Annotated in this window: 27 protein-coding genes and 1 tRNA gene; 16 read left to right on the top strand and 12 right to left on the bottom strand. The window is 62.5% G+C overall.

Annotated elements, in window-relative coordinates; translation table 11 throughout:
• Positions 1 to 5 precede the first annotated feature (5 nt).
• Both radC and map read right to left on the bottom strand, forming a co-directional pair.
• Positions 6 to 689: a RadC family protein gene (gene radC / locus JKL45_RS21115; RefSeq protein WP_201863552.1), complete on the bottom strand. Its 684-nt coding sequence runs from the start codon at positions 687 to 689 to the stop codon at positions 6 to 8.
• A 105-nt stretch (positions 690 to 794) separates the two neighbouring features.
• Positions 795 to 1,604 carry a type I methionyl aminopeptidase gene (gene map / locus JKL45_RS21110; protein WP_201863551.1) on the bottom strand — a complete coding sequence of 270 codons (810 nt, stop codon included), beginning with the start codon at positions 1,602 to 1,604 and terminating at the stop codon, positions 795 to 797.
• A gap of 144 nt (positions 1,605 to 1,748) precedes the next feature.
• On the opposite strand from map, the gene JKL45_RS21105 reads away from it, so the two are divergent.
• Positions 1,749 to 2,579: an FkbM family methyltransferase gene (locus tag JKL45_RS21105; protein WP_201863550.1), complete on the top strand. Its 831-nt coding sequence runs from the start codon at positions 1,749 to 1,751 to the stop codon at positions 2,577 to 2,579.
• A gap of 7 nt (positions 2,580 to 2,586) precedes the next feature.
• On the opposite strand, the gene sfsA is transcribed toward JKL45_RS21105, so the two are convergent.
• Positions 2,587 to 3,306, bottom strand: a complete 720-nt coding sequence (gene sfsA / locus JKL45_RS21100) for a DNA/RNA nuclease SfsA (RefSeq protein ID WP_201863549.1) — start codon at positions 3,304 to 3,306, stop codon at positions 2,587 to 2,589.
• Between the two features lie 809 nt (positions 3,307 to 4,115).
• On the opposite strand from sfsA, the gene JKL45_RS21095 reads away from it, so the two are divergent.
• The 6 genes from JKL45_RS21095 (at position 4,116) to JKL45_RS21070 (ending at position 9,254) form a co-directional block, all read left to right on the top strand.
• A complete protein-coding gene (locus JKL45_RS21095) occupies positions 4,116 to 4,862 on the top strand; it encodes a competence/damage-inducible protein A (protein ID WP_201863548.1) in 747 nt (248 codons plus the stop codon).
• Positions 4,863 to 4,898: 36 nt separating this feature from the next.
• Positions 4,899 to 5,405, top strand: a complete 507-nt coding sequence (gene gpt, locus JKL45_RS21090) for a xanthine phosphoribosyltransferase (RefSeq protein ID WP_201863547.1) — start codon at positions 4,899 to 4,901, stop codon at positions 5,403 to 5,405.
• A gap of 22 nt (positions 5,406 to 5,427) precedes the next feature.
• On the top strand, positions 5,428 to 6,984 hold the full coding sequence (locus JKL45_RS21085; RefSeq protein WP_201863546.1) for an AMP-binding protein: 1,557 nt from the start codon (positions 5,428 to 5,430) through the stop codon (positions 6,982 to 6,984).
• Between the two features lie 101 nt (positions 6,985 to 7,085).
• Entirely contained in the window at positions 7,086 to 7,379 is a 294-nt protein-coding gene (locus JKL45_RS21080; RefSeq protein ID WP_201863545.1) for a hypothetical protein, read from the top strand.
• 267 nt (positions 7,380 to 7,646) lie between these two features.
• Positions 7,647 to 8,867 (top strand): porin, encoded by a 1,221-nt coding sequence (locus JKL45_RS21075; RefSeq protein WP_201863544.1) that lies wholly within the window; start codon positions 7,647 to 7,649, stop codon positions 8,865 to 8,867.
• Between the two features lie 129 nt (positions 8,868 to 8,996).
• Positions 8,997 to 9,254 carry a hypothetical protein gene (locus JKL45_RS21070; RefSeq protein WP_201863543.1) on the top strand — a complete coding sequence of 86 codons (258 nt, stop codon included), beginning with the start codon at positions 8,997 to 8,999 and terminating at the stop codon, positions 9,252 to 9,254.
• A 250-nt stretch (positions 9,255 to 9,504) separates the two neighbouring features.
• Here JKL45_RS21070 and JKL45_RS21065 read toward each other — a convergent pair whose 3' ends face one another.
• Together JKL45_RS21065 and JKL45_RS21060 are read right to left on the bottom strand one after the other, a co-directional pair.
• Positions 9,505 to 9,657 (bottom strand): hypothetical protein, encoded by a 153-nt coding sequence (locus JKL45_RS21065; protein ID WP_201863542.1) that lies wholly within the window; start codon positions 9,655 to 9,657, stop codon positions 9,505 to 9,507.
• A 111-nt stretch (positions 9,658 to 9,768) separates the two neighbouring features.
• A complete protein-coding gene (locus tag JKL45_RS21060; RefSeq protein WP_201863541.1) occupies positions 9,769 to 9,957 on the bottom strand; it encodes a hypothetical protein in 189 nt (62 codons plus the stop codon).
• Between the two features lie 427 nt (positions 9,958 to 10,384).
• On the opposite strand from JKL45_RS21060, the gene JKL45_RS21055 reads away from it, so the two are divergent.
• Positions 10,385 to 10,783, top strand: a complete 399-nt coding sequence (locus JKL45_RS21055; RefSeq protein ID WP_201863540.1) for a response regulator — start codon at positions 10,385 to 10,387, stop codon at positions 10,781 to 10,783.
• A gap of 101 nt (positions 10,784 to 10,884) precedes the next feature.
• A complete protein-coding gene (locus JKL45_RS21050) occupies positions 10,885 to 11,259 on the top strand; it encodes a hypothetical protein (protein ID WP_201863539.1) in 375 nt (124 codons plus the stop codon).
• 46 nt (positions 11,260 to 11,305) lie between these two features.
• Here the strand turns inward: JKL45_RS21050 and JKL45_RS21045 are convergent, their stop codons facing one another.
• On the bottom strand, positions 11,306 to 11,530 hold the full coding sequence (locus tag JKL45_RS21045; protein WP_201863538.1) for a NepR family anti-sigma factor: 225 nt from the start codon (positions 11,528 to 11,530) through the stop codon (positions 11,306 to 11,308).
• Between the two features lie 249 nt (positions 11,531 to 11,779).
• Between JKL45_RS21045 and JKL45_RS21040 the strand changes: the two genes are divergently transcribed.
• Positions 11,780 to 11,947 carry a hypothetical protein gene (locus JKL45_RS21040; protein ID WP_201863537.1) on the top strand — a complete coding sequence of 56 codons (168 nt, stop codon included), beginning with the start codon at positions 11,780 to 11,782 and terminating at the stop codon, positions 11,945 to 11,947.
• A 499-nt stretch (positions 11,948 to 12,446) separates the two neighbouring features.
• Here JKL45_RS21040 and JKL45_RS21035 read toward each other — a convergent pair whose 3' ends face one another.
• The 4 genes from JKL45_RS21035 to JKL45_RS21020 form a co-directional block, all read right to left on the bottom strand.
• Entirely contained in the window at positions 12,447 to 13,574 is a 1,128-nt protein-coding gene (locus tag JKL45_RS21035) for a calcium-binding protein (protein ID WP_201863536.1), read from the bottom strand.
• 208 nt (positions 13,575 to 13,782) lie between these two features.
• Positions 13,783 to 13,868 (bottom strand) — tRNA-Leu (locus JKL45_RS21030).
• A 67-nt stretch (positions 13,869 to 13,935) separates the two neighbouring features.
• Positions 13,936 to 15,123: an FAD-dependent oxidoreductase gene (locus tag JKL45_RS21025; RefSeq protein WP_201863535.1), complete on the bottom strand. Its 1,188-nt coding sequence runs from the start codon at positions 15,121 to 15,123 to the stop codon at positions 13,936 to 13,938.
• Positions 15,124 to 15,387, bottom strand: a complete 264-nt coding sequence (locus tag JKL45_RS21020) for a zinc-finger domain-containing protein (RefSeq protein WP_201863534.1) — start codon at positions 15,385 to 15,387, stop codon at positions 15,124 to 15,126.
• Positions 15,388 to 15,533: 146 nt separating this feature from the next.
• Here JKL45_RS21020 and JKL45_RS21015 point away from each other — a divergent pair, with 146 nt between their 5' ends.
• Together JKL45_RS21015 and JKL45_RS21010 are read left to right on the top strand one after the other, a co-directional pair.
• Positions 15,534 to 16,298 carry an alpha/beta fold hydrolase gene (locus JKL45_RS21015; RefSeq protein ID WP_201863533.1) on the top strand — a complete coding sequence of 255 codons (765 nt, stop codon included), beginning with the start codon at positions 15,534 to 15,536 and terminating at the stop codon, positions 16,296 to 16,298.
• 59 nt (positions 16,299 to 16,357) lie between these two features.
• Positions 16,358 to 16,849 carry a class I SAM-dependent methyltransferase gene (locus tag JKL45_RS21010; RefSeq protein WP_201863532.1) on the top strand — a complete coding sequence of 164 codons (492 nt, stop codon included), beginning with the start codon at positions 16,358 to 16,360 and terminating at the stop codon, positions 16,847 to 16,849.
• A 2-nt stretch (positions 16,850 to 16,851) separates the two neighbouring features.
• Here the strand turns inward: JKL45_RS21010 and JKL45_RS21005 are convergent, their stop codons facing one another.
• Positions 16,852 to 17,652, bottom strand: coding sequence for an enoyl-CoA hydratase (locus JKL45_RS21005; RefSeq protein WP_201863531.1), 801 nt, complete (start codon positions 17,650 to 17,652; stop codon positions 16,852 to 16,854).
• 125 nt (positions 17,653 to 17,777) lie between these two features.
• Between JKL45_RS21005 and cysE the strand changes: the two genes are divergently transcribed.
• From cysE to JKL45_RS20990, 3 genes are all read left to right on the top strand, one after another.
• The gene (cysE, locus tag JKL45_RS21000) at positions 17,778 to 18,614 is read left to right on the top strand and encodes a serine O-acetyltransferase (protein WP_201863530.1); all 837 of its coding nucleotides are present in this window, start codon (positions 17,778 to 17,780) and stop codon (positions 18,612 to 18,614) included.
• 90 nt (positions 18,615 to 18,704) lie between these two features.
• Entirely contained in the window at positions 18,705 to 18,917 is a 213-nt protein-coding gene (locus JKL45_RS20995) for a DUF3126 family protein (RefSeq protein ID WP_027315475.1), read from the top strand.
• A 59-nt stretch (positions 18,918 to 18,976) separates the two neighbouring features.
• Positions 18,977 to 19,507, top strand: coding sequence for a gamma carbonic anhydrase family protein (locus JKL45_RS20990; protein WP_201863529.1), 531 nt, complete (start codon positions 18,977 to 18,979; stop codon positions 19,505 to 19,507).
• Positions 19,508 to 19,581: 74 nt separating this feature from the next.
• Here the strand turns inward: JKL45_RS20990 and JKL45_RS20985 are convergent, their stop codons facing one another.
• A complete protein-coding gene (locus JKL45_RS20985) occupies positions 19,582 to 20,265 on the bottom strand; it encodes a transglutaminase-like cysteine peptidase (protein ID WP_201863528.1) in 684 nt (227 codons plus the stop codon).
• Positions 20,266 to 20,559: 294 nt separating this feature from the next.
• On the opposite strand from JKL45_RS20985, the gene JKL45_RS20980 reads away from it, so the two are divergent.
• Positions 20,560 to 21,375 carry a rhomboid family intramembrane serine protease gene (locus JKL45_RS20980; protein ID WP_201863527.1) on the top strand — a complete coding sequence of 272 codons (816 nt, stop codon included), beginning with the start codon at positions 20,560 to 20,562 and terminating at the stop codon, positions 21,373 to 21,375.
• Positions 21,376 to 21,402 lie beyond the last annotated feature (27 nt).

The following is a 21,402-nucleotide window of genomic DNA, read 5'->3' as shown; positions in this document are numbered from 1 at the left end:
CAAGCTCAGATCAGGCGCAGGCCTTTGAGGCTCGCATGACCCTCGCGGCCTACGATGATGTGGTCATGGACCGTGATACCGAGGGGCTTGGCCACCTCGATGATCTCGCGGGTCATCTTGACGTCGGCCGAGGAGGGCGTGGGATCCCCTGAAGGATGGTTGTGCACCAGGATCAGGGCCGAGGCGGAGAGTTCGAGGGCGCGCTTGACCACTTCGCGGGGATAGACTGGCGTATGGTCGACCGTGCCCGATTGCTGCACCTCGTCGGCGATGAGCGCGTTGCGCTTGTCGAGGAAGAGCAGGCGGAACTGCTCCTTGTCCATGAACGCCATGGCGGTGCGGCAATAATCGATGACGGAGGTCCAGGAGGACAGGACGGGACGCTTGGCCACCTCGCCCTTGGTGAGCCGACGGGCGGAGGCCTCCACGATCTTCAGGTCCGTCACAACGCTCTCGCCGATCCCATCCACCTCCATGAGCCGGCCCGGGGAGGCGGCCAGCACCTCGGCGAAGGTGCCGAAGCGCTTGATCAGCTCCTTGGCGATGGGCTTCACGTCCCGGCGCGGGATGGAGCGGAACAGCACGAGTTCCAGAAGCTCGTAATCCGGCACCGCATCGCCGCCGACTTCCATGAAGCGGGCGCGCAACCGGTCGCGATGGCCGTGATAATGGGGAAGGTCGTCGCTCATGCCTGCCTGTGGCGTCTGCCTCAATCCGCTCCGAAAGAGACTCTCAGAGCATCATTGTTACCTTGTAGGCCAGAAGCGAGGCGGCAGGCTAGTGCCGAGCGTAGCTCAAGACGGCTTGTCCAGCCCCTTGGGCGAGTAGGTGAACACCTCCGCGCCGGTCTCCGTCACGCCCACCATGTGCTCGAACTGGGCCGAGAGGGAGCGGTCGCGGGTCACGGCGGTCCAGCCGTCGGCCAGGACCTTCACCTGCGGCCGCCCGAGATTGATCATGGGCTCGATGGTGAAGAACATGCCGGCTTTCAGCTCCACGTTGTAGGCCGGCTCGACGTAGTGGAGGATCGTCGGCGAGTCGTGGAAGACCTTGCCGATGCCGTGGCCGCAGAAGTCCCGCACCACGGAGCAGCGCTCGGCTTCCGCATAGGACTGGATCGCCGCCCCGATGTCGTTGGTGGTCGCGCCCGGCTTCACGACTGCTATACCGCGCAGGAGGCACTCATAGGTGATCTCGCACAGCCGCTGCGCCCGGCGCGGCACCTCGCCCACGTAATACATGCGGCTCGAATCGCCGTGCCACCCGTCGAGGATCAGGGTCACGTCGACATTCATGATGTCCCCGTCGCGCAGAGGCTTGTCGTTGGGGATGCCGTGACAGACCACGTGGTTGATCGAGGTGCAGATCGTCTTGGTGTAGCCGCGATAGTGCAGGCAGGCCGGATAGGCGCCATGCTGGCGGATGAAGTCGAAGGCCAGCTTGTCCAGAAACTCGGTCGTGACGCCGGGTTTCACATGCTCCGAGAGCATGTCCAGGCACTCGGCCACCATGCGGCCGGCGCGGCGCATCCCTTCGAAGTCTGCAGGGCCGTGCAGCGGGATCTCGGCGGCGCGCTTGCGCTCCACAACATCGGTCTCGGTCATTCTCGATCCTTGGTCTGTTGCCCGGAATGTAAGGATCGCCGCGCGTGAAGCAAGTTAAACCCCTCATGCCCCGCTTGCGATTGCCGCCCGAGGGTGTCATGAGCAACCCTGTTCGTCCGGTTCGTGGCTCTGGATTTCTCGCTAATGAATGACTCCCGCCCCTTCGGGGACTTTGCGCCTTCAGGTCTCACCCGCTGGGTGATCGACCGCACGCGCGGGTTGCCCGAGGGCTGGGCAGGACGCAGGCTGGCCCTGATGCTGCGGCATCTGGCCATGAAGATGCTCAAGGGCCCGCCGCTCGACCTCGAGACCTTCGGCGTCAGGATGCGGCTTTATCCCCACAAGAACGTCTGCGAGCGTCGGCTCCTCTTCACACCGCAATATTTCGATGCCGACGAGCTCAAGATCCTGGCCTCGCGCATCCGGGAAGGCTTCACCTTCATCGATGTGGGCTCGAATGTCGGCTGGTATGCCCTGTATCTCGCACAGGAGGCCGGTCCTGCCGTCTCGACCCGGATCCTGGCCGTGGAGCCGCAGCCGGAGATCTTCGATCGCCTGATCTACAACATCCGGCAGAATCCTTCCTCCACGATCAAGGCCGTCGATTGCGCGATTGCCGACAAGACCGGCGAGCTCACCCTGTTCCTCGATCCCCTCAACCGGGGCGAGGCGAGCCTCAAGATCGTGAACTCGAGCCAGACGGACGCGATCCGCGTCCCGGCCGTGACCCTGCTCGACCTCCTGAACCGGGAGGGCCTGACCCATGTCGATGCGATCAAGCTCGACGTGGAGGGAGCGGAGGACCTGGTCCTCGGGCCGTTCTTCCGGGATGCACCCGCTTCCCTCTATCCTGCCGCTTTCATCGTGGCGAACGTGCCGGAGCGCTGGCAGGTGGACGTGGTCGGGCTCCTCACGGGCAAGGGCTACCGGCAGATCCTCGAGACCAAGATGAACCTGGTTTTCGAGCGTTCATAGGAAGCGCTCACCGCGGCGTCACGATCTCCACCGGCCGGTCGATGGTCACTTCCTGCGGGGTGATGCGGCAGACATAGGCATAAGACTCCACCCCCGCCGCGAGGGCATGCCTGAAGGCCTTGTCGTAGGCCGGATCGATGTCGCGGGCCACATCGAAACGCTCGGCATCCATCTGGATGACGTAGACGAGGGCGGCTCTCGCCCCTTGGGCCTTCATGTCGGCCAGCTCGTAGAGGTGCTTGGCGCTTCGGGCGGCGACGCAATCCGGGAACTCGGCAAAGCCCGCCTCACGCATGAGGTGGCAGTTCTTGACCTCCAGGTAGCAGGGCGGCTCGCCATCCTTTTCAAGCAGGAAGTCGACCCGGCTGTTCCGGCCGTACTTCACCTCGGGCCGGACACGGTCGTAATGGGCAAACGGCGCGAGCCGCCCCTCCCGCAGGGCCTCGGCCACCAGCAGGTTGGGCCGCGAGGTATTGATCCCGATGAGCTGGAGCGGCCCGCCGCCGGCAGGGACCTCCACGAATTCCCAATTGTACTTGAGCTTGCGGTTGGGGTTCGTGGCCCGGGAGAGGAACACCCGGCTGCCCGGCTCCTTGAGGCCCATCATGGCCCCTGGATTGGCGCAATGCGCGGTGACCATCTCGCCCGTGTCGAGCTTCACGTCCGCCAGAAATCGCTTGTAACGCTCGATGAGACGACCCCCGAGCAGGGTTTCCTGAAAACGCATCCAAAACCAACATTCGATTGTAAAAACTTCTGGTAGCAGGGGGGAAGCCTCAGGTTCAACCCACTCGGCAGAGTGTCATCCCCGGCGAGCGGAGCGAGGGAAGGGGATCCATGGCGTCGAGGGTGTGGGTGCAGGGTCGTGCGTGGGTCTTTCCCTCCCCCCTGTGCGGGGGAGGGTGGCGAACGGAGTGAGCCGGGAGAGGGGCAGTGCTCGACGTCTCACGGCCCCTCTCCCGACCTGCTGCGCAGGCCACCCTCTCCCGCAGAGGGGAGAGGGAAGGGTGAGCGCATGTTCCTCTTTCGTTCTTGACAATTCTCCTAACCTCGGCTATATCGTTTGTTAGACCTGCCTCTATCGAGGGGCGCGCTCGCGAGGCGTCGCAGTGTGGAGGCAGGCACGGTCCTGTGCAGAGGTTTCGCAAACCTGTGCGACAGGAGGCCCAGGCTGCATGCCGGTGGTCGGAATCGGTTCAAGGCCCCCGTCGAGCAGACGGACCCCGCCTGGAACGGTCACCGGGCCGGCCTCGCCTGACCGCCTAAAGAAGCCGTGCGCGAAGAGGCACCTCGGCTCTTCTACTCACCTACTCACCATCCATCATCGAGCCGGGCTGCCCGTCGCGCCACCCTCGATCACCGCACAGGCTCGCAGCTCTCGCTGCGGGCCCACAGGTGCTGGCTGTTCACCAGTCGAAGAACTGCCCGTCAGCATGCCGTCACGGGGTATCCGGCAAAGACACTGGGGGTGAACCCTTGCCGGTGCTTGAGAATTGCCGTTTGTAAGGCTAAAGGCCCTCAAAAGGATCGCTGCGCATGGCCGTCTCCGTTACTGCCGCTCTTCTCATCATCGGCGATGAGATCCTCACGGGCCGCACCAAGGACAAGAACATCGGCTACATCGCCGAGTACCTGACCGGGATCGGCATCGACCTGCGCGAGGTTCGCGTCGTGCCGGACGTGGAGGAGGAGATCGTCGCGGCCGTCAATGCCCTGCGCAGCCGGTACACCTATCTCTTCACCACCGGCGGCATCGGCCCCACCCACGACGACATCACGGCCGACTGCATCGCCAAGGCCTTCGGAGTCGGGATCGACGTCGACCCGCGAGCCGTTGCGGTGCTGCGGGAGCGCTACACGCCGGAGGAGCTGAACGAGGCCCGCCTGCGCATGGCCCGGATCCCCGACGGCGCCAGCCTGATCGAGAACCCGATCTCCAAGGCGCCGGGCTTCCGCATCGGCAATGTCTTCGTCATGGCGGGCGTGCCCTCGATCATGCAGGCGATGCTCGACAACATCGCGCCGACCCTTGAAACCGGAGCGCGCATGGTCATCGAGACCATCGAGGCGGAGGGGCTGGCCGAAGGCATCTATGCCGAGGGTCTCAGCCAGATCGCCTCGACCCACCTAAGCGTCTCCATCGGATCCTACCCGTCGTTCTCGACGAGCGGCTTCCGCAACCAGATCGTCGTGCGCGGCAAGGATCCTGATGCCGTCGCCAAAGCGGCCGCTGCCGTGCGCGATCATCTGCGGCGCCTGAAAGGCGACCAAGCGCCCCTTTAAGAGTTTTCTCGTCACTCCCTAAAGAAGAGCAAGCCGATGTCCCCGACCTCTCCCAAAGCCTTCCCTGTCTCCTGGGACCAGTTCCACCGCGATTGCCGGGCTCTAGCCTGGCGCCTGGCCGCGGCCGGCCCGTTCGAGGCGATCGTCTGCATCACCCGCGGCGGCCTCGTGCCGGCCGCCATCGTGGCCCGCGAGCTCGATGTGCGCCTCATCGAGAGCGTCTGCATCGCGAGCTATCACGACTACAAGAACCAGGGCGAGCTGCAGGTGCTCAAGGACATCGCGCCCGCCATCAAGGCGCTGGGCGACGGAACGGGCAAGGGCGTGCTCGTCATCGATGACCTGACCGATACCGGCAAGACGGCCAAGATCGTGCGCGACATGCTGCCCAACGCGCATTTCGCCGCCGTCTATGCCAAGCCCGCCGGACGTCCGATCATCGACACCTTCGTGACGGAAGTGAGCCAGGACACCTGGATCTACTTCCCCTGGGACATGGGCCTGGCCTACCAGGCGCCGATCCGAGAAGGCTCGGCCGGCTAGTCGATTGATCAGGAGCGCGCCCGTGGCCGAGTTCGACATCGCGCGGACGCGCAAAACCCTGTTCGGGGCGCTTCTCGACGCCAGAGATCGCTTCGGTCGCAACAAGGTCGCCCTGGAGGATCTGGAGCGCCAGCCGATCACGTTCGGGCGCCTTGTCCTCGGCTCCCTGGTGCTCGGGCGCAAGCTCGCTGGCCTGACGAAGGAGCGCGAGACCATCGGCGTGCTGCTGCCGAACGTGCAGGCCATCGCCGTCGCCCTGTTCGGGCTCAACGCCTTCGGGCGAATTCCAGCCTTCCTGAACTTCACCGCGGGTCTCAAGAACCTGTCGGCGGCCTGCGAGCTGGCCGGAATCGACACCATCGTCACCTCGCGCCGCTTCATCGAGCAGGGCAAGCTCGATGACATCATCGAGGCGCTCGGACAGGGGCGCAGAATCCTCTGGCTCGAGGATGTGCGCGCCGAGCTGACGAGCCTCGACAAGCTGCGCGGACTTCTCGATTCATGGATCGCGCGGCGCGTCCATGCCGGGGCGAACATCCAGCCTGACGATGCGGCCGTGCTGCTTTTCACCTCAGGGTCCGAAGGCGTGCCGAAAGGCGTGGTGCTGTCGAACGCCAATCTGGTCGCCAACGCCTATCAGGTGAAGGCTCTCGCAGGCGATGTGTTGAAGGACGATGACGTCTTCTTCAACCCGCTGCCGATCTTCCATTCCTTCGGCCTTTCGGCGGGGCTTCTGACGGCTGTGCTCAACGGCATGAAATCGGTGCTCTATCCGAGCCCGCTGCATTACCGGCAGATCCCGAAACTCGTTGCGGGAACGCGCGCCACGGTAATGCTCGCAACCGACACCTTCCTCCAGGGCTATGCCCGCGCGGCCGGCGAGAACGATCTCGCAAGCGTACGCTTCGTCATTGCCGGGGCCGAGCGGGTGAAGGACGAGACGCGCCGCCTCTGGGATCGCCATGGTACCGTGATCGTGGAAGGATACGGCGCCACCGAATGTTCGCCTGTGATCGCCTGCAACCTTCCCGACGACAATCATCCGGGCACCGTGGGGCACGTCCTGCCGGGGATCGAGTGGCGGCTGGAGCCTGTCGAGGGAATCCAGGAAGGCGGGCGCCTGCACGTGCGCGGCACGAACGTGATGAAGGGCTATCTCGACCCTGCCGCGCCCGATGGCATCCGGCCGCCGGTCGAGGGCTGGCATGACACCGGCGACATCGTGACCGTCGATAATCGAGTCGTGACGATCCGGGGGAGGGCGAAGCGCTTTGCCAAGATCGCGGGCGAGATGGTGTCCCTGGCGGCCATCGAGGCGACCGTGCAGACCCTCTGGCCCGACAACAGCCATGTGGTGGTAGGCATTCCCGACCCGCGCAAGGGCGAGCAGATCGTCCTCATCACCGACAAGCCGGATGCGGACCGCGACGTGCTTCTGGCCCATGCCAAGGATCACGGTTTTCCGGAGCTTTGGGTGCCGCGCTCCATTCTGGTGGCGAGCATTCCCGTGCTGGGCTCGGGGAAGACCGATTATGCCGGCGCCGTCGATCTGGCACGGCGCCTGCAGCCCATGCTGTAGCGGCCTTTCCGGCCCGAGAAGCCTCCCGGTAACAAAGCTCTGCTTGAAGCGTTGTCATTTCGAGGTTTTCCGTTCGGACGATCTGTACGAAGGGTATGACGATGCGAAAGATCGTTTGTGTTCTGGCCGTCCTGGTCGCGGCATCGAGCGCACAGGCCCAGCCGCGGCCGATGACTCCCAGCCTGACCTGCAACCAAGCCCGCGGTCTCGTCTTTTCGCGGGGTCAGATCGTTCTAGGGACCGGCACATACACCTATGACCGCTATGTCAGCGATGGCCGGTTCTGCCTGCGCGACGAGATGATCGAACCCGCATTCGTTCCGACCCAGGACACGCCTCAATGCCCGGTCGGCTATCTCTGCCGGGAACTCGATCTCGACTTCTTTGGTGATTGACGGCTCGGCCCAAGCAGACTCGGACGGCAAACGGACGAGGCCGAACCGCGAGGAAGGATGACGCAACGAAAGGGCTTATCCGCGCTGTTGAAATTGGGCCACACCCTTGAGAATAAGCATGCGGACTTGCCTGGAATGCCTATCTTTTCGGCAAGGTGCATTCCGCTTTAGCGGATCGAAAGCGAACCACTATTGCGTGAAAGCTGAGCTTCAGTATGGTCACGGTCGTATTGGGGTCTTGGACCCAGACTTCTTTGGAGAACAACCATGAAGCTCGTTAAGAGCCTCTTCCTCGGATCGGCTGCAGGTCTCGCGGCTGCCGTGGGGGCACAAGCTGCCGACCTGCCGGTCGCCAAGGCCGCGGCTGTCGAATACGTCCGCGTCTGCTCCACCTACGGCGCAGGCTTCTTCTACATTCCGGGCACGGAAACATGCCTCCGCGTCGGCGGCCGGGTCCGCGCCGAATACAGCTACCTCGAGCCCACGACCCGCGCGAACAACTCGATCGGCTTCCTCGCTCGTGGCCGCGTCCAGCTCGATGCCCGCACGGCGACGGCTTACGGTCTGCTCCGCGCCTTCGTCCGCATGGAAATGTCCCGCAACACCGGCGTTTACCAGCAAACCAACTCTGGTGGTGCCGGCACTTCGCCGAACATCGCTCAGGCCTACATCCAGTTCGGTGGCCTGACCGCTGGTCGCACGACCTCGTTCTTCACCAACGGCGACATCGCGAACGAGAACTGGGGCACGCTCCGCTTCTACGACTATCCGGACGTGAACCTGCTCGCCTACACCTTCTCCTTCGGCAACGGCTTCTCGGCCACCCTGTCGCTGGAAGAGGGCTCCTTCGCGACCACCGATCTGGCAAACCTGGCAGGCGTCAATGCCGGTCAGAGGCTGCCCGACGTCGTCGGCAACCTGAAGTATGCCGGCACCTGGGGATCGGCTCAGCTCTCCGGTGCCCTGCACCAGATCCGCAGCAACGCGGTCGTCGGCGGTGAATACGCCGACAGCGAACTCGGCTGGGCCGTGTCGGGCATGGTCAACGTGAACCTGCCGATGCTGGCTGAGGGCGACGCCCTGTGGCTTGCTGCGACCTATGCCGATGGCGCTCTCGGCTATCTCGGCTTCGATCCGGACATCTCGGTAGGCATCGCGTCGGGTACGGTCCTCGATGCGTATCTGGGTCCCGATGGAGACATTGAGACGGGTCGCGGCTGGTCGGTTGCCGGTGGCCTGAACCACTACTGGACCCCAACCATCCGTCAGAGCCTGTTCGGCTCGTATGCGCGCGTCGAGTACGGCACGACTGCTCCCTCGGCCGACTTTACCGAATGGCGCGTCGGTTCGAACCTGATCTGGTCGCCGGTTTCCGGCCTCGATATCGGCGTGGAGGCTCTCTACTCCAACCTCAACCCGCGGGGCATCGTCGGCGCGGATGACGACGATGCTTGGGAAGGTCGCCTGCGCATTCAGCGCGACTTCTGATCGGCCCACAGACGCTCAATGGAAAACCCCGGTGGCGACACCGGGGTTTTCTTGTTTTGGTCAGGGAAGCATCCAAGTAAGAGCTGCATCCGCCGTCCAGGTGGGCTCCGTAGCCACAGGGGTGAGACTATGCCGACGATCCTCAAGACCTTCACGGCCGCAATGCTCTTGGGCTGCCTCGGCGGATGCGTTGGCGCGGCGGGGGTCTCCACTTGGGACTACCGCTCAGGGCCTGGCTATGACACTGCGCGCATTCAGGAGAGCCGGATCCAGGTCGATTCAGACCAAGGCTTCACGCATGAGGCTTGTACGAGCGAGAGCAGACGGCAAAGGGCAAACTCGGGCGAGGTCACGGGAGCCGATCTGACGGTCTGCCGCTCCAATTAGCTTGGTACGCGGGGCCAAGGAACGAACCTTCACCTTGACCGTTGGCATGAGGTCAATTCCATTTCGGGAGAGAATCCTCATGAACAATATCATCTGGCTTATCGGTGCAATCGTTGTGGTCCTCGCGATCCTGTCGTTCCTCGGATTGCGCTGAAGACGTACGGTGAACCTGCAGGACAGATCTCGCATTCAATGCGCTGTCCTGCAGTTCTCGTTTTGGCTGCCGCTCAGCGCGCGGCAGGACAAGTGTTCATTCCATTAGAGCGAAGACCACTGACGCGACATTCAAGGTGGCCAAAAGCCCAATCAAGGCCGTGAACAGCGGGACATACCGTCCGCGGAGCGCCTCGGCGCCAATCCCCGCCTCGATATCCGGTTCCGGATAGGTTTCCCTGCAGGTCATCCCTCATCCTCTCCTGATCCTTACCTATCGTAAGGATTGCCAAGATGAGCCCAGCTCGAAAAATCCGAGGTGCGGTTTCACACAAGCCGGCTGCCGGGTCGGCACGATGCTTTAGTGGCGGGTCGCACCCTTCTGGATTTGGAGGAGTTGTCCCTCGATTGCCCGCATTCTCGTCATCAACCGGTCCAGTTCGGACAGGAGCTGCTTCTCGTCCTGTCGGGCCTGCTCGATTGATTCCGATGAGGAACCGTGGCGGATCCGATGAAGGGCGTCGGCCAGCTTGCGGTCGAGAAGCCGCATGTGATGCTCCAGGTCCAAGAATTCCTGGTGAAGCTGGGTCTCCTTGAACACGGCGGGGATCTCACGTGAGAACAGTCGGTTCAAACTTAAGCTACAGCTTGGAAAGGGGTTCCTCTAGGGCAAAAAGCTGCCTTGAGAAAAATTCTCTAAGGCCAAGCTGAAACGGACAGCCGTGTTCACCGTTCTGTGATGAGGGTCTTCGCCCGATTGCGTCCTGCGTTCGGGGAAGTTCATCATTCGCAGTCCTGTAGAGGATGCGCTCGAAAGCCTTGTCGCTTCTGACCGCATGCTGAGTTCTGGCTGTATCGCACCGGCTGTCCGCATGGCGTTTCCGGAGCCGGATTTTTCCTTCAAGCAGAGAGCCTGAGGATCGTCGATCCTTCATCGAAGGGCTCCAGGAAATATAAACCCGACGAGGAGACGACTTATGGGACAGAGAATTGAGCCTTATCGCGTGGCCTTGATCGTCGAGGACGATTTCGAAGTCAGGGGCTTGGCGGCAGCTCTTCTCGAGGAAACCGATCTCAAAGTCGTCGAAGCTTCCAGCGCCGAAGAGGCGCTGGATTATATGAACCAGCATTCGGAAGAAGTAGCCTTCCTCTTTTCCGATCTCCGGCTCCCCTGCCTGATGGATGGGATGGATCTCGTGCGAACCGTGCGGCTCAAGTGGCCATGGGTCCGCACGGTGCTGACCTCCGGCAAACCTCTCGACGATGAGACCGGCAATGTTCCGCGGGACGTCCGTTTCATGCCGAAGCCCTGGAGAGCCCTTGAGGTATTGATGGAGGCGGAGAGAGCCGCCGCTCAAGCCCCTCGGAGGAACTGAACACCATCACTTTGACTGGCTTTCCTCACCGTGCGGCGGTTCGGTGTGGAACCTTGGCGCTTGCCGGGAATTGGCGTCAGCAGTTCGAAGAGGATTGACTGATGCCGAACACGTCTATTGCCACCGGATCTTTCTCGTCTCGCAGCGAGGCAAATCAGGCGATCCAACGCCTCGTCTCGGCCGGATTTGCCCGGAACAGCATCGAGCTTCATCGCCACGATGACGACGAGGGTTATGAGTTGGAGATCCACACCCGGCAGGAGAATGTCAGGCGGGCCGAGCGCCTGATCCATGATGCTTCCATGCCGCTCTACGCCGTGCGTCAAACCGCTTCCGGCGTCGTTCAGACCGCCAAGTCGTATCCCTTCGTCCTGCTCGGCGCCGGGATTCTGGCAGGGTTTCTGATCTACAGCCTCGTTCCGAAGGAAACGGCCTCATCGGGTCATTCACATCCGCGCAACCGCCGCAGGCGTTGAGGCTGCGGGTCTCTTACGGCTGAGGATCACTGAGTCGTTCCGTTGCTCAGTGGTCCTTATCGCCGTCGGGAAGGCGAGCCTTTTCAAGTCTCTCCAGCAACTGCCCAATGCGATCCGGCGCAGGCTGCTCCAAAACACTCTGGTAGCTGTGCCGAAGTTGACGCCCGAGATCTTTCAGGAGTTCGGATTGCCCGGCCGCTGTCAGGCTGTTGGAGCCTATGCTCCAGCCTGTGTTGCCTCCTGCGGCATAAGGGTGGTGCCGCTTTGGCATTGATGATCTCCTTGCAGTTATCCGTGGTGTCCGATGAACGGGCGAGGTCCTGTTGGGTTGCGGTTAAGTTTCTGACAAAGTTAAATTTTTCCCGTCGTGGTGAGATCCGCCGTCTGTTGCGGAACGACTGCTTTGTGCTCCAGGCCTATGTTTCGCCTCCTCTATGGAGGAGCAGGCGACTGCCGGTCGCATTGGCTTGATCCTCGTCATGCGTCAAAGCTCAGCTTCAAGGTGGCTGGGGGCTGCAGGATGCGTGAAGTTCTGATGATCTATCTGGGTGGCGTGATACTGCTCCTTGCAGTCTCGACCATGATCAATGACGAGGAAGGGATTGGCCTCGATCACATCCTGATCGCCGGCTTCGGTTGGCCGATACTGACGCCCCTCCTGGCATTCCGAGCGTGGCACAGCCGTTGAGGGTTCTGAGTTGCCTGGGGGGTGGGAGTATCCCGGGCCCTGACGAGGGCTAGTTCCGCGAAGGCGGAGAGCGCGTTATACAGCGGTATCCGATCGGGCAGTGGGGTGTATCAGCCGTTGGTACCCAGGCCGGATCCAAGGTTTCTCCACTGGCGCACGATCCGTAGGAACCGACATAGCGGTCATAGGTGAAGGGGCCCGTGCTGAGCACGGCGCTTCTCTGCGAGGCAACAAGGCCCTTTGCCTGAGCGCATGACATTCTTGTGGTCAGCGGACGGCTCTGCGCCCATGCATCGGCACTTGTCGATGCAATGACCAAGATCGCCGCTACGCCAATTCGGCGAGGCAAGAAGGAGCCGGAGAGCATCGTTCGTCTCCAAAAATACTGATTAAAGGCGCCCTCGACCATAACGATCAGCCGGATTGCTTGACGTGCTGGCATGCACATCAAGCACTTTCATCACGTAGCCGATGCTACCCGGTTCCTGTAGGTTTTTGTCTAAATGATCAGGAAATCCAGGGACGTCAGCCTCAACCCGTCCGAGAGCTTTGCGACTGCAACCTGTTCGCTCGCGCCGGTGCCATCGGCATCGTAGTACAGGACGCCATCATCGCGATCGTAGAGAATGCGATCCGTCGAATCCCGTGCGACATCACTTGTGCGGAACACTCCTGATTTCAGGCGGCCTTCGCTTCCCAGACCAGCGAATGCCCGGTTGTTCAGCCAGAACGTGTCGTTGGCGACTGAGAAGTCCCTGATCGTGTCTACGCTTTCCGGGCCGCTCGGAACGGAATTGTAGACGAAGACGTCCTTTCCCGAGCCGCTGTGAAGAATGTCAGCGCCCGCTTCACCATAGAGCCGGTCGTTTCCGCTTCCGCCGCTCAGATAATCATCGCCGAAGCTGCCATAGAGGCGGTCATCGTCACTGTTACCAAAAAGGGCATCATCACCGGCCCGGCCCTCCAAGCGGTCGTTGCCGTTCCCGCCAACCAGGCGGTCGTCGCCATTGCTGGCATGAAGGCGATCATCTCCGTCATCGCCATAGAGACGGTCGTTCCCATGGCGGCCATAAAGCCGGTCGTTCCCGATGCCGCCCCGTATCAAGTCACTGTTCGCCGTTCCGAAGAGGGCGTCGTCCACGTACATATACTGGAGTTGCCCATAGAGGGGAGCGTCGGACCGGCTGACACCATCCGGAAAGCTCGTGCTCAAGTTCAGGCCAACCGAATGGAGCACCGATGCGACAACGGAGTTGCTGTTCAGGTCTCCCCCGGGAGCTTCGCGAAGGATGTCGATGCTGTAGTCCAGATCTGCTTTCTCGATGTTGTTGGCATGTTGCACCATGACCTTCCAGACATCATTGGCGTCTCTGGTGCCAAGATCGAGAACTTCTCGATGCCTTTCCTCGGGCGTATCCGAGCCCCTCCTGTCGACGGAGGTGGCCAGGTTGGCGTCGACCAGCGTTTCAAGATCGCCATTCGATCCTGCTGTGCCTCGGATCACTTTCTCCGAGACGACGCGCCCTTGCTCGTCGGTCACGGTCTTAACGAGGTAGAGGTGAAGAAACCCGGTATCGATTCCCCTGAGTTCAACAGGCTTGGCCTCGATGGCAATCACGGTTGGCATCTGCGTACTCCTCCGGCGGACCAGGTCGCCCCGGGCACCTCATTTATCCATGATCATCAACTTTGCTTATGGCTTCGCCGTTCCGCAGAAAGCCTTGGAATTCGGCGTTTTGATTGTCGCAGTCGCCTGGGTAAGGCTGGGAGCAAGGCGAGTTCCCGAGGGAGCTGCGCTTCCCAGAATAATACCGGCGATGAGTGAAGCGATGGTATGGTGCGGACGGCGGGGGTCGAACCCGCACGGGCATAGCCCGAGGGATTTTAAGTCCCTTGCGTCTACCGGTTTCGCCACGTCCGCTTCGGAGAAGAGGGTTATCGGGCTGCGGGCTTGAGCGCAAGTGCAACCATGCGCTCCGGAGCGTTACTCAATTCGGAGTGCGGAAGCCGTAGAGCCAGTCGTAGCGTTTCGTCATGCCCTCAGGGCCCAGATGGCGCATGACCGTGTTGCGCCCGAAGGCGATGAGGGAGCCCGCATGGTAGACGCGCCCGTTCCTGCGAGCCTCCTTCTGGACCCGAGCCGCGCGTTCGAGGCGCTGCTTCTCGTAAGCCATAAGGGCTTCTGGAATGTCGGCCTGTGCGTCGCGCAGGAAAGCGGCAAGGGTCGCGGCTTCCTCGATCGCCATTGCGGCGCCTTGGGCCAGAAAGGGCAGGACCGGATGGGCGGCATCGCCGAGGAGGGCAATCCGGTCCTTGGCAAGGCGCTGGGCCGGATGGTCGAAGAGCGACCAGCGCAGCCATTCCTGGGGCTGGGCGAGAAGATCGCGCAGGGCAGGGGCGGCCGAGGTGTAGCGGGCGAGCAGATCCTCGCGCCTGCCTGGAGCGGCCCAGCCCTCGACTGGTGTCCGATTTCGCTCGATGGCCACGACATTGACGAGCCTGCTGCCGTCAATCGGGTAATGCACCACATGGCCCTGGGATCCGAGCCAGAGACCGGTCTCGTCGCCGGCGAGTTCTGCCGGGGCGGCGCTACGCTCGAAGGTGGCGCGCCAAGCGACATAACCGCGATAGCTCGGGGGCGTCCTGTCGCCCAGCTGCTGCCTGACCGTGGACCAGACTCCATCGGCGCCGACGATCAGATCGGCCGTAAAGGTCTCCTGGGCGCCGCCGGCGGAAACCCAGGTGAGTGAGGCTTCTGAAGAGCCGTTCTCCACAGATTCCACGGTCCGCCCCATGACGAGACGGATCGATGGTTCGGAGCGGACGGCATCGAGCAGGATCGTCTGGAGATCAGCCCGGTGGACGACCCAATAGGGCGCCTCGAACCTCTCGCGCATGAAGGCACCCAGGGCCACCTCGCCGATGCGCTTGCCTGAGCGGATGGCGCGCACCACCACACGCTCCGGCTCCGTCACGACGCGACGGAGCGCCGGACCAAGTCCGAGCTTGATGAGGATGCGGCTGGCATTGGGCGAGAGCTGAAGGCCGGCTCCGACCTCGCTGAACCCAGTTCGGCGTTCGACCAGCGTGACCGCGTGGCCCTGCCGGGCCAGGGCCAGAGCCGCCGTCAGGCCGCCGATGCCGGCGCCGACGACCACGATAGAGAGATTCTGCACTTAGCGCGAAGAGGCCGAGCCTGCGAAATCGGGCTCCCAGACGCATTCGGCCGGGCGGGCCTCGTCGAACTTCAGAGAGGGGTCGTATTTGAAGAGAGTCGAGCAGTAGGAGCAGATCGTTTCCGTATCATAACCCATGTCGATGAACACGTGGGGATGATCGAAGGGCGGCGTCGCTCCGATGCACATGAACTCCTTCGAGCCCACGTGAATGACGGGAACGCCCGGATCGTTGTGGAAGTGGGGAGTGCCTTTGTCAGCCATTGCCGTCGCTCTGAAGGGATGAGTTTGGCGCACCATAATGGCCGATCGGCCATGCGCCTAGAGCAAATTTCCAAGCGTTGCATCCGGCGTTCTGGGTGCTTACGTTGCGCCCAGCTTCCCTTCACGCTCCAACCCCGGCCGGTCCGATGCGCTATTTCAACTCCAACGGCGTGAGCATCGCCTATATCGATGTACCGCCCCATGAGGGGCAGGGCGATCCGATTCTGCTGATCCATGGCTTTGCTTCGAACCACGCGGTCAACTGGGTCAACACGCTCTGGGTGAAGACCCTGACGCGGGCCGGATACCGGGTCGTCGCGTTCGACAACCGGGGGCATGGGGAGAGCGAGAAGCTCTACGACCCTGAGGCCTATAATTCCTACCGCATGGCGGAGGACGGTGTGCGCCTGCTCGATCATCTCGGCATCGAACGGGCCGACGTGATGGGCTATTCCATGGGTGCCCGGATCAGCGCCCACATGGCGCTCACCGCGCCGGAGCGGATGCGCTCCATGCTTCTCGGAGGCTTGGGGATCCATCTCGTCGAGGGCGTCGGCCTTCCGCTCGGCATTGCCGATGCCATGGAGGTGCGCTCCCTGGACGACCTCACCGATCCCATGCAGCGCATGTTCCGGGCCTTTGCCCAGCAGACGGGGAGCGATCTCAAGGCGCTGGCCGCCTGTATCCGAGGGACCCGGCAGGTGCTGACGGTAGAGGAGGTTGCCTCCATCACGCTACCCACCCTGGTTTCAGTCGGCACCAAGGACGATGTGTCCGGCTCGGGACCGGAATTGGCCCGGCTGATCCCGAACGCCACGGCACTCGATATTCCGGGGCGCGATCACAACCTTGCTGTCGGCGACAAGGTGCACAAGCAGGGCGTGCTCGACTTCCTGGCGCAGCGCCCGTGAGGCGCCTAACCTTTGCTTTAAAGGGCTCCTCCCCATATCACTCCGGGCAGGAGTGACGCATGACTCGACTCGATTCTGTGATCCGGCGGCTGACCGCCCAGCGCGACCTCCTGAACTGGGCGGCTGAGGATATCGGCCCGACAGGGCTCGTGCTCGAACTCGGCCTCGGCAACGGCCGCACCTACGATCACCTGCGAACCAAGCTGCCCGGCCGCGAGATCTATGCCTTCGAGCGTTCGCCGGCGGCCCATCCGGATTGCTACCCGCCTGAGGGCTACCTGATCGTCGGGGACATCTTCGAGACCCTGCCGGTCTTCATCGAGCGCTTCGGGCAGGGATCGGCCGCGCTGATTCACACGGATATCGGCACGGGGGACGAGGCGGCCAACCGCGAGCTTGCTCTGCGGCTCTCGCCCCTGCTCGATTCCCTGCTCCAGTCGGGAGGGCTCCTGATTGCCGACCGGGCGTTCGAAATGCCGTCCTGCACCGACATTTCGTCCCAGGCGAACGTGCCGGAGGGTCGCTATTTCGTCTATCGCCGAAATGCCTGAGTCTATCTTCCGGTGAAGGCCGGTTTGCGCTTCTGCAGGAAGGCCTCACGCCCCTCTACGGCATCGGCGCTGTCGAAGCACTGATCGGCGAGAGCCACGGCATCCACATCCGGATGCACGACGCCAACCGCATGATCGATAGCCGCTTTGGCCGCTCTGATCGTCAGAGGGGCGTTTTCCACGATGCTCTCCGCGAGCGCCTGCGTAACCTGTTCCAACTCGCTGTCGGGAACCAGCCGCTGCACGACTCCAAGGCGCTGCGCCTCCTGGGCGCCGATCCGACGCGCGGTGAAGAACAGGTCCTTCGCCGCGGGAGCACCGACAGCAGCGGTCACGAGATTCATGGCACCAGGAGGATAACCGACCCCGAGCCGCGCTGCCGGAATGCCGAATATGGCGCTCTCCGAGGCAACCCGCAGGTCGCAGGAAAGGGCAAGGCCGAAGCCGCCGCCGAGGCAGAAGCCGCGAATCATGGCAATGACCGGCTTGGAGCAATGGGCGACGGCCCAGAAGGCCGCCTCATTGGCGGCTTCATAGAGCCGCCCGCCTTCGGCATTGGCCCGTACCGTCGCGAACTCGGCGATATCGGCACCAGAGGCGAAGGAGGCCTGGTCTGCGCCTCTCAGGATGACCACCCGGACCTCCGGATCCCCATCGAGAGCCTCCATGAGGGATGGGAAGGCCTTCCACATCTCCAGGTCCACGGCATTGTGCTTGGGAACATTGTCGATGGCCAAGGTTGCAATGCCGTTGCTGACGGAGACGGCAAGTTTGGGCGTTGTGGGCGAAAAAGAGTATGTCATGGCTCGTTTGGATCTGTGGTAAGGGCCTCGGCTTCTTATGTATGCTTGAGGCCATAGCGCATCGTGCTGGAAGAGCGGATCCGGTATTTAGCACGATGCGTCAGCATAGCCGGCAGGAGACTAGCATGACACAGACCCGCCTGAAGCCGGGAGCCCCCGATTCCGTGGCCGGAAAGGTCGATCCGATCTGGGTCCGTCTCCGCTCCGAGGCCGAGGCGATCGTCCAGGCCGAGCCGGCCATAGCCGGTTTCGTGCTGAGCGCTATCCTGCACCAGCCCAGCCTGGAGGCGGCGGTCATCCACCGGGTTGCCTCGCGCCTTGGTCACGCGGCCGTGCCGTCCGACATCATCGAGCAGATCTTCCTTGAGGCCGTGGAGAACGATCACACCATCGGGGCGGCCATGCGGGCGGACATCAGTGCCGTGCTCGACCGGGATCCCGTGGTCACCAGGGCCATCGAGCCCGTGCTCTATTTCAAGGGCTTCCATGCCATCCAGACCCACCGCCTGGCTCACTGGCTATGGAAGCGAGGGCGGCAGGATTTCGCCCTCTACCTCCAGAGCCGCTCCTCCGAGGCGTTCCAGACCGACATTCACCCGGCGGCCCGCATCGGGCGCGGCATCTTCCTCGACCATGCCACCGGGCTCGTGGTGGGCGCCACTGCGGTGATCGAGGACAATGTCTCCATGCTCCAGGACGTGACCCTGGGCGGAACCGGCAAGGAGCGGGGCGACCGGCATCCCAAGATCCGCCAGGGCGTGCTGATCGGTGCCGGCGCCAAGATTCTCGGCAATATCGAGGTCGGCCGTTGCGCAAGAATCGCCGCAGGGTCTGTCGTGCTCAAGCCGGTGCCCCATAATGCGACGGTGGCCGGTATTCCCGCCAAGGTCGTCGGCACGGCCGGTTGCGAGGAGCCGGCCCGGTCCATGGATCACTGCTTTTCTCCCGCCGACGGAATCTGAGGACGGGATCCATTCGGGACCTAACGCCGCTTGCTCGCGTTTGCCGGGCATGGCAAGTGCAGCAAACGTAGAGTCATGAAAGGACCTGTAGTGGATAAAACCGAGATGGCTAAAGTCGAGCGCTACCTGCGTCAGACCTTTGCAAACCACTCGATCCGCGTCGTCGGGCGGCCGAAGAAGACCGATTCGGCGGAAGTTTACATCGGTGAGGAATTCGTCGGCGTTCTCTTCGTCGATGATGAGGATGGAGACCGCTCCTTCAACTTCACCATGGCGATCCTCGACACGGATCTCGAGGACTAGGCGCTTTTTCGCAGCAGACCTCCCCCGAGGTTCTGCTGCTTTCCCCTGCTGGACCATCGATGCCGATCTACAGCCTCGACGATGCCGCTCCGATCCTTCCCGATCCCGAACGCTTCTGGATCGCTCCGGATGCCCATGTGATCGGCCGTGTCCGGTTGGGGCAGGATGTGGGAATCTGGTTCGGCGCCGTGCTGCGGGGCGACAACGAACTCATCGATATCGGCGAAGCCACGAACATTCAGGAAGGCGCGCTGCTGCACACGGATATGGGTGCGCCGCTGACCGTCGGGGCAGGGTGCACCATCGGGCACAAGGCCATCCTCCACGGCTGCACCATCGGCGAGAATTCCCTGATCGGCATGGGTGCCACGGTGCTCAACCACGCGCGCATCGGTGCCAACTGCCTTGTAGGGGCTAACGCACTCGTCACGGAGGGCAAGGAGTTTCCCGACAACTCGTTGATCGTGGGTGCTCCAGCCAAGGCTATCCGGGTGCTCGATGCGGAAGCGGTTGAGCGGCTTCGCTGGTCCGCCAGACACTATGTGGAAAACTGGCAGCGTTTCGCCCAAAAAATGAGGCGGATCGACTGATCCGCCTGAAGTCTTCTGACATCGATGGGTGGAAAACAAAAAGCCGGCGCCCTCAGGTGTCGGCTTTGGAATTCTTAGCGGTTCGCGGTCGTGGTCGGCGATGAGACGATGCCGCCCAGCGAAACCCAGCCGACATTATCCTGGCTCTCGCGCTTGATATAAACATAGCCCGTGCGGTGCCAGGGGAGGACCGAGGAGGTCTTGTTGTCGAGAACGAAGTCCCCGCGGCTGGTGCGAACCATCAGCACCGCATGGCCTTCGCCAAGCTCATCGATCACGACCGTCATGCGCATGGCGCGGCGGGGCAGGCCGGCCTCCACGAGAAGGCGGCGCTTCAGGAGCTGGAAGTCCTCGCAGTCGCCCTTGCCGTCGTCCGGGAAACCCCAGGTGTCCACGACGCCGAAATGATCGGCGTCCGTCACGGCCTTGATGCTTGAGTTCACGCGCTGGTTGACCGACACGATGGTCTTCCACCCCTGCGGGGTGAGGTCGATCTTGTCGGCCTCCGTCACGTCGACGGTGCACTCGGAGCGAAACTTTTCGCAGAACTGGGACCAACCAAGGAGCGGCTTGGCAGTGCCGACGCTGGTGATCGGGGCGGTGTTGGCGGGCAGGGACGCCAGGGTCTGCGCCTGGGCGGCAGCACCGGAGAAGAGAAGGGAAAATACAAGGAGAACTGTTTTAATGAATGTGCCGGAGTATGCCGACTTCTCATTTGCGCCACAGAAAAGGCCGTTCTTGAAATAATCCTGCCGCATGCCCCACCAGCCGGTTAACGTTCTTTTAACCAAACTGACATGGTTACATTTGGGGCTCAAGCGGAAAGTAAAAGGTGAGTTAACGCGTCGCGCTTCAACCGGTTCCGTTATGGTTAACAAAAATTATTAATGGCTCCGGAGCAGAAGGAATTGGCTTCCCCTTAGTCAAACTTGGCCGTGGCTAAGTTGTTGGTTTTTCTCGACCGAGGGGCCAAATAGAGGTTAGGTCGCACCAACCTTCCATCTCGCAGCAGCCTGGACACCTCGGGCAGCCATGTCATACCAAAGCATTGCATGCCTCCACACCCGCCCCGAGCCCGCGAGCCGATCCTCAACCTTCCCGCCGTCATCACCCTCTGCCTGGTGGCGCTGATCGGCATTCATGCCGCTCGGCTGCTCCTCTCGGACGAATCGGATTTCATGATGATCATCGACTGGTCGGTGATCCCGGCCCGCTGGTCCGTGGCTTTCGGAGGCGTTCAGGTGGAGGACGTGATGAGGTCCCTGCGTGAGGGTGTGCCGGAAGACACGATCACCCCGCTGATGGCCTTGGCGCAATTTGTTCTCGAAAGCGGTGAGGGCAAACCCTGGACGGCTTTGTCCTACGCCGTCCTGCATGGGTCCTGGGCCCATGTGCTGATCAACGGCGTCTGGCTCGCCGCGTTCGGGACACCCATCGTCCGTCGTTGCGGCGCCGGACGGTTCTTTATCCTGTCGGCGGCCTCGGCGATTGCTGGAGCAGTTCTCTACACCGTCATGAACCCGTTGCAGGTCCTGCCGATGATTGGGGCTTCCGGGGCCGTGTCAGGGCTTATGGCAGCGGCCTCCTGGTTCATGTTCGCTCCGGCCTCGTGGCACTGGGAGGGGCGCCTAACGCAGCCTCATGAGCGGCCCCGTGAAACCCTGGGGCACATGATCCGCAACCGGCAGGTTCTGATCTTCCTCGGGATCTGGTTCGTGGCGAATTACGTGTTCGCCGTCGTCGAGCCCCTGGGGGTGACGGATGCGAGCATCGCCTGGGAAGCGCATCTCGGCGGCTTCCTCGCAGGCCTCGCCCTTTTCCCTTTGATCGACCCGCTTCCCGCGCGAACCAAGAGCATCTCAGCTTGAAACTGATGCGGTTTGCGCTGATCATCC

The sequence above is a fragment of the Microvirga soli genome, assembly GCF_016734765.1.
GTDB lineage: Bacteria > Pseudomonadota > Alphaproteobacteria > Rhizobiales > Beijerinckiaceae > Microvirga > Microvirga soli.
The sequence above is the reverse complement of the archived record's forward strand: the minus strand, read 5'-3'. Positions and strand labels throughout refer to the sequence as shown.

What these genes read in the sequence shown, in the direction of transcription:
- sfsA (WP_201863549.1), bottom strand. Translation starts at nt 3,306, where the DNA reads ATGCGTTTTCAGGAAACCCTGCTCGGGGGTCGTCTCATCGAGCGTTAC.
- JKL45_RS21045 (WP_201863538.1), bottom strand. Translation starts at nt 11,530, where the DNA reads ATGCCAAAGCGGCACCACCCTTATGCCGCAGGAGGCAACACAGGCTGG.
- JKL45_RS21080 (WP_201863545.1), top strand. Translation starts at nt 7,086, where the DNA reads ATGCGAAAGATCGTTTGTGTTCTGGCCGTCCTGGTCGCGGCATCGAGC.
- JKL45_RS21065 (WP_201863542.1), bottom strand. Translation starts at nt 9,657, where the DNA reads ATGACCTGCAGGGAAACCTATCCGGAACCGGATATCGAGGCGGGGATT.
- map (WP_201863551.1), bottom strand. Translation starts at nt 1,604, where the DNA reads ATGACCGAGACCGATGTTGTGGAGCGCAAGCGCGCCGCCGAGATCCCG.
- JKL45_RS21035 (WP_201863536.1), bottom strand. Translation starts at nt 13,574, where the DNA reads ATGCCAACCGTGATTGCCATCGAGGCCAAGCCTGTTGAACTCAGGGGA.
- JKL45_RS20980 (WP_201863527.1), top strand. Translation starts at nt 20,560, where the DNA reads ATGCCTCCACACCCGCCCCGAGCCCGCGAGCCGATCCTCAACCTTCCC.
- JKL45_RS21040 (WP_201863537.1), top strand. Translation starts at nt 11,780, where the DNA reads ATGCGTGAAGTTCTGATGATCTATCTGGGTGGCGTGATACTGCTCCTT.
- radC (WP_201863552.1), bottom strand. Translation starts at nt 689, where the DNA reads ATGAGCGACGACCTTCCCCATTATCACGGCCATCGCGACCGGTTGCGC.
- JKL45_RS21070 (WP_201863543.1), top strand. Translation starts at nt 8,997, where the DNA reads ATGCCGACGATCCTCAAGACCTTCACGGCCGCAATGCTCTTGGGCTGC.
- JKL45_RS21005 (WP_201863531.1), bottom strand. Translation starts at nt 17,652, where the DNA reads ATGACATACTCTTTTTCGCCCACAACGCCCAAACTTGCCGTCTCCGTC.
- JKL45_RS21050 (WP_201863539.1), top strand. Translation starts at nt 10,885, where the DNA reads ATGCCGAACACGTCTATTGCCACCGGATCTTTCTCGTCTCGCAGCGAG.
- cysE (WP_201863530.1), top strand. Translation starts at nt 17,778, where the DNA reads ATGACACAGACCCGCCTGAAGCCGGGAGCCCCCGATTCCGTGGCCGGA.
- JKL45_RS21015 (WP_201863533.1), top strand. Translation starts at nt 15,534, where the DNA reads ATGCGCTATTTCAACTCCAACGGCGTGAGCATCGCCTATATCGATGTA.
- JKL45_RS21020 (WP_201863534.1), bottom strand. Translation starts at nt 15,387, where the DNA reads ATGGCTGACAAAGGCACTCCCCACTTCCACAACGATCCGGGCGTTCCC.
- JKL45_RS21010 (WP_201863532.1), top strand. Translation starts at nt 16,358, where the DNA reads ATGACTCGACTCGATTCTGTGATCCGGCGGCTGACCGCCCAGCGCGAC.
- JKL45_RS21105 (WP_201863550.1), top strand. Translation starts at nt 1,749, where the DNA reads ATGAATGACTCCCGCCCCTTCGGGGACTTTGCGCCTTCAGGTCTCACC.
- JKL45_RS21075 (WP_201863544.1), top strand. Translation starts at nt 7,647, where the DNA reads ATGAAGCTCGTTAAGAGCCTCTTCCTCGGATCGGCTGCAGGTCTCGCG.
- JKL45_RS21095 (WP_201863548.1), top strand. Translation starts at nt 4,116, where the DNA reads ATGGCCGTCTCCGTTACTGCCGCTCTTCTCATCATCGGCGATGAGATC.
- JKL45_RS20990 (WP_201863529.1), top strand. Translation starts at nt 18,977, where the DNA reads ATGCCGATCTACAGCCTCGACGATGCCGCTCCGATCCTTCCCGATCCC.
- JKL45_RS21055 (WP_201863540.1), top strand. Translation starts at nt 10,385, where the DNA reads ATGGGACAGAGAATTGAGCCTTATCGCGTGGCCTTGATCGTCGAGGAC.
- gpt (WP_201863547.1), top strand. Translation starts at nt 4,899, where the DNA reads ATGTCCCCGACCTCTCCCAAAGCCTTCCCTGTCTCCTGGGACCAGTTC.
- JKL45_RS20985 (WP_201863528.1), bottom strand. Translation starts at nt 20,265, where the DNA reads ATGCGGCAGGATTATTTCAAGAACGGCCTTTTCTGTGGCGCAAATGAG.
- JKL45_RS21060 (WP_201863541.1), bottom strand. Translation starts at nt 9,957, where the DNA reads ATGCGGCTTCTCGACCGCAAGCTGGCCGACGCCCTTCATCGGATCCGC.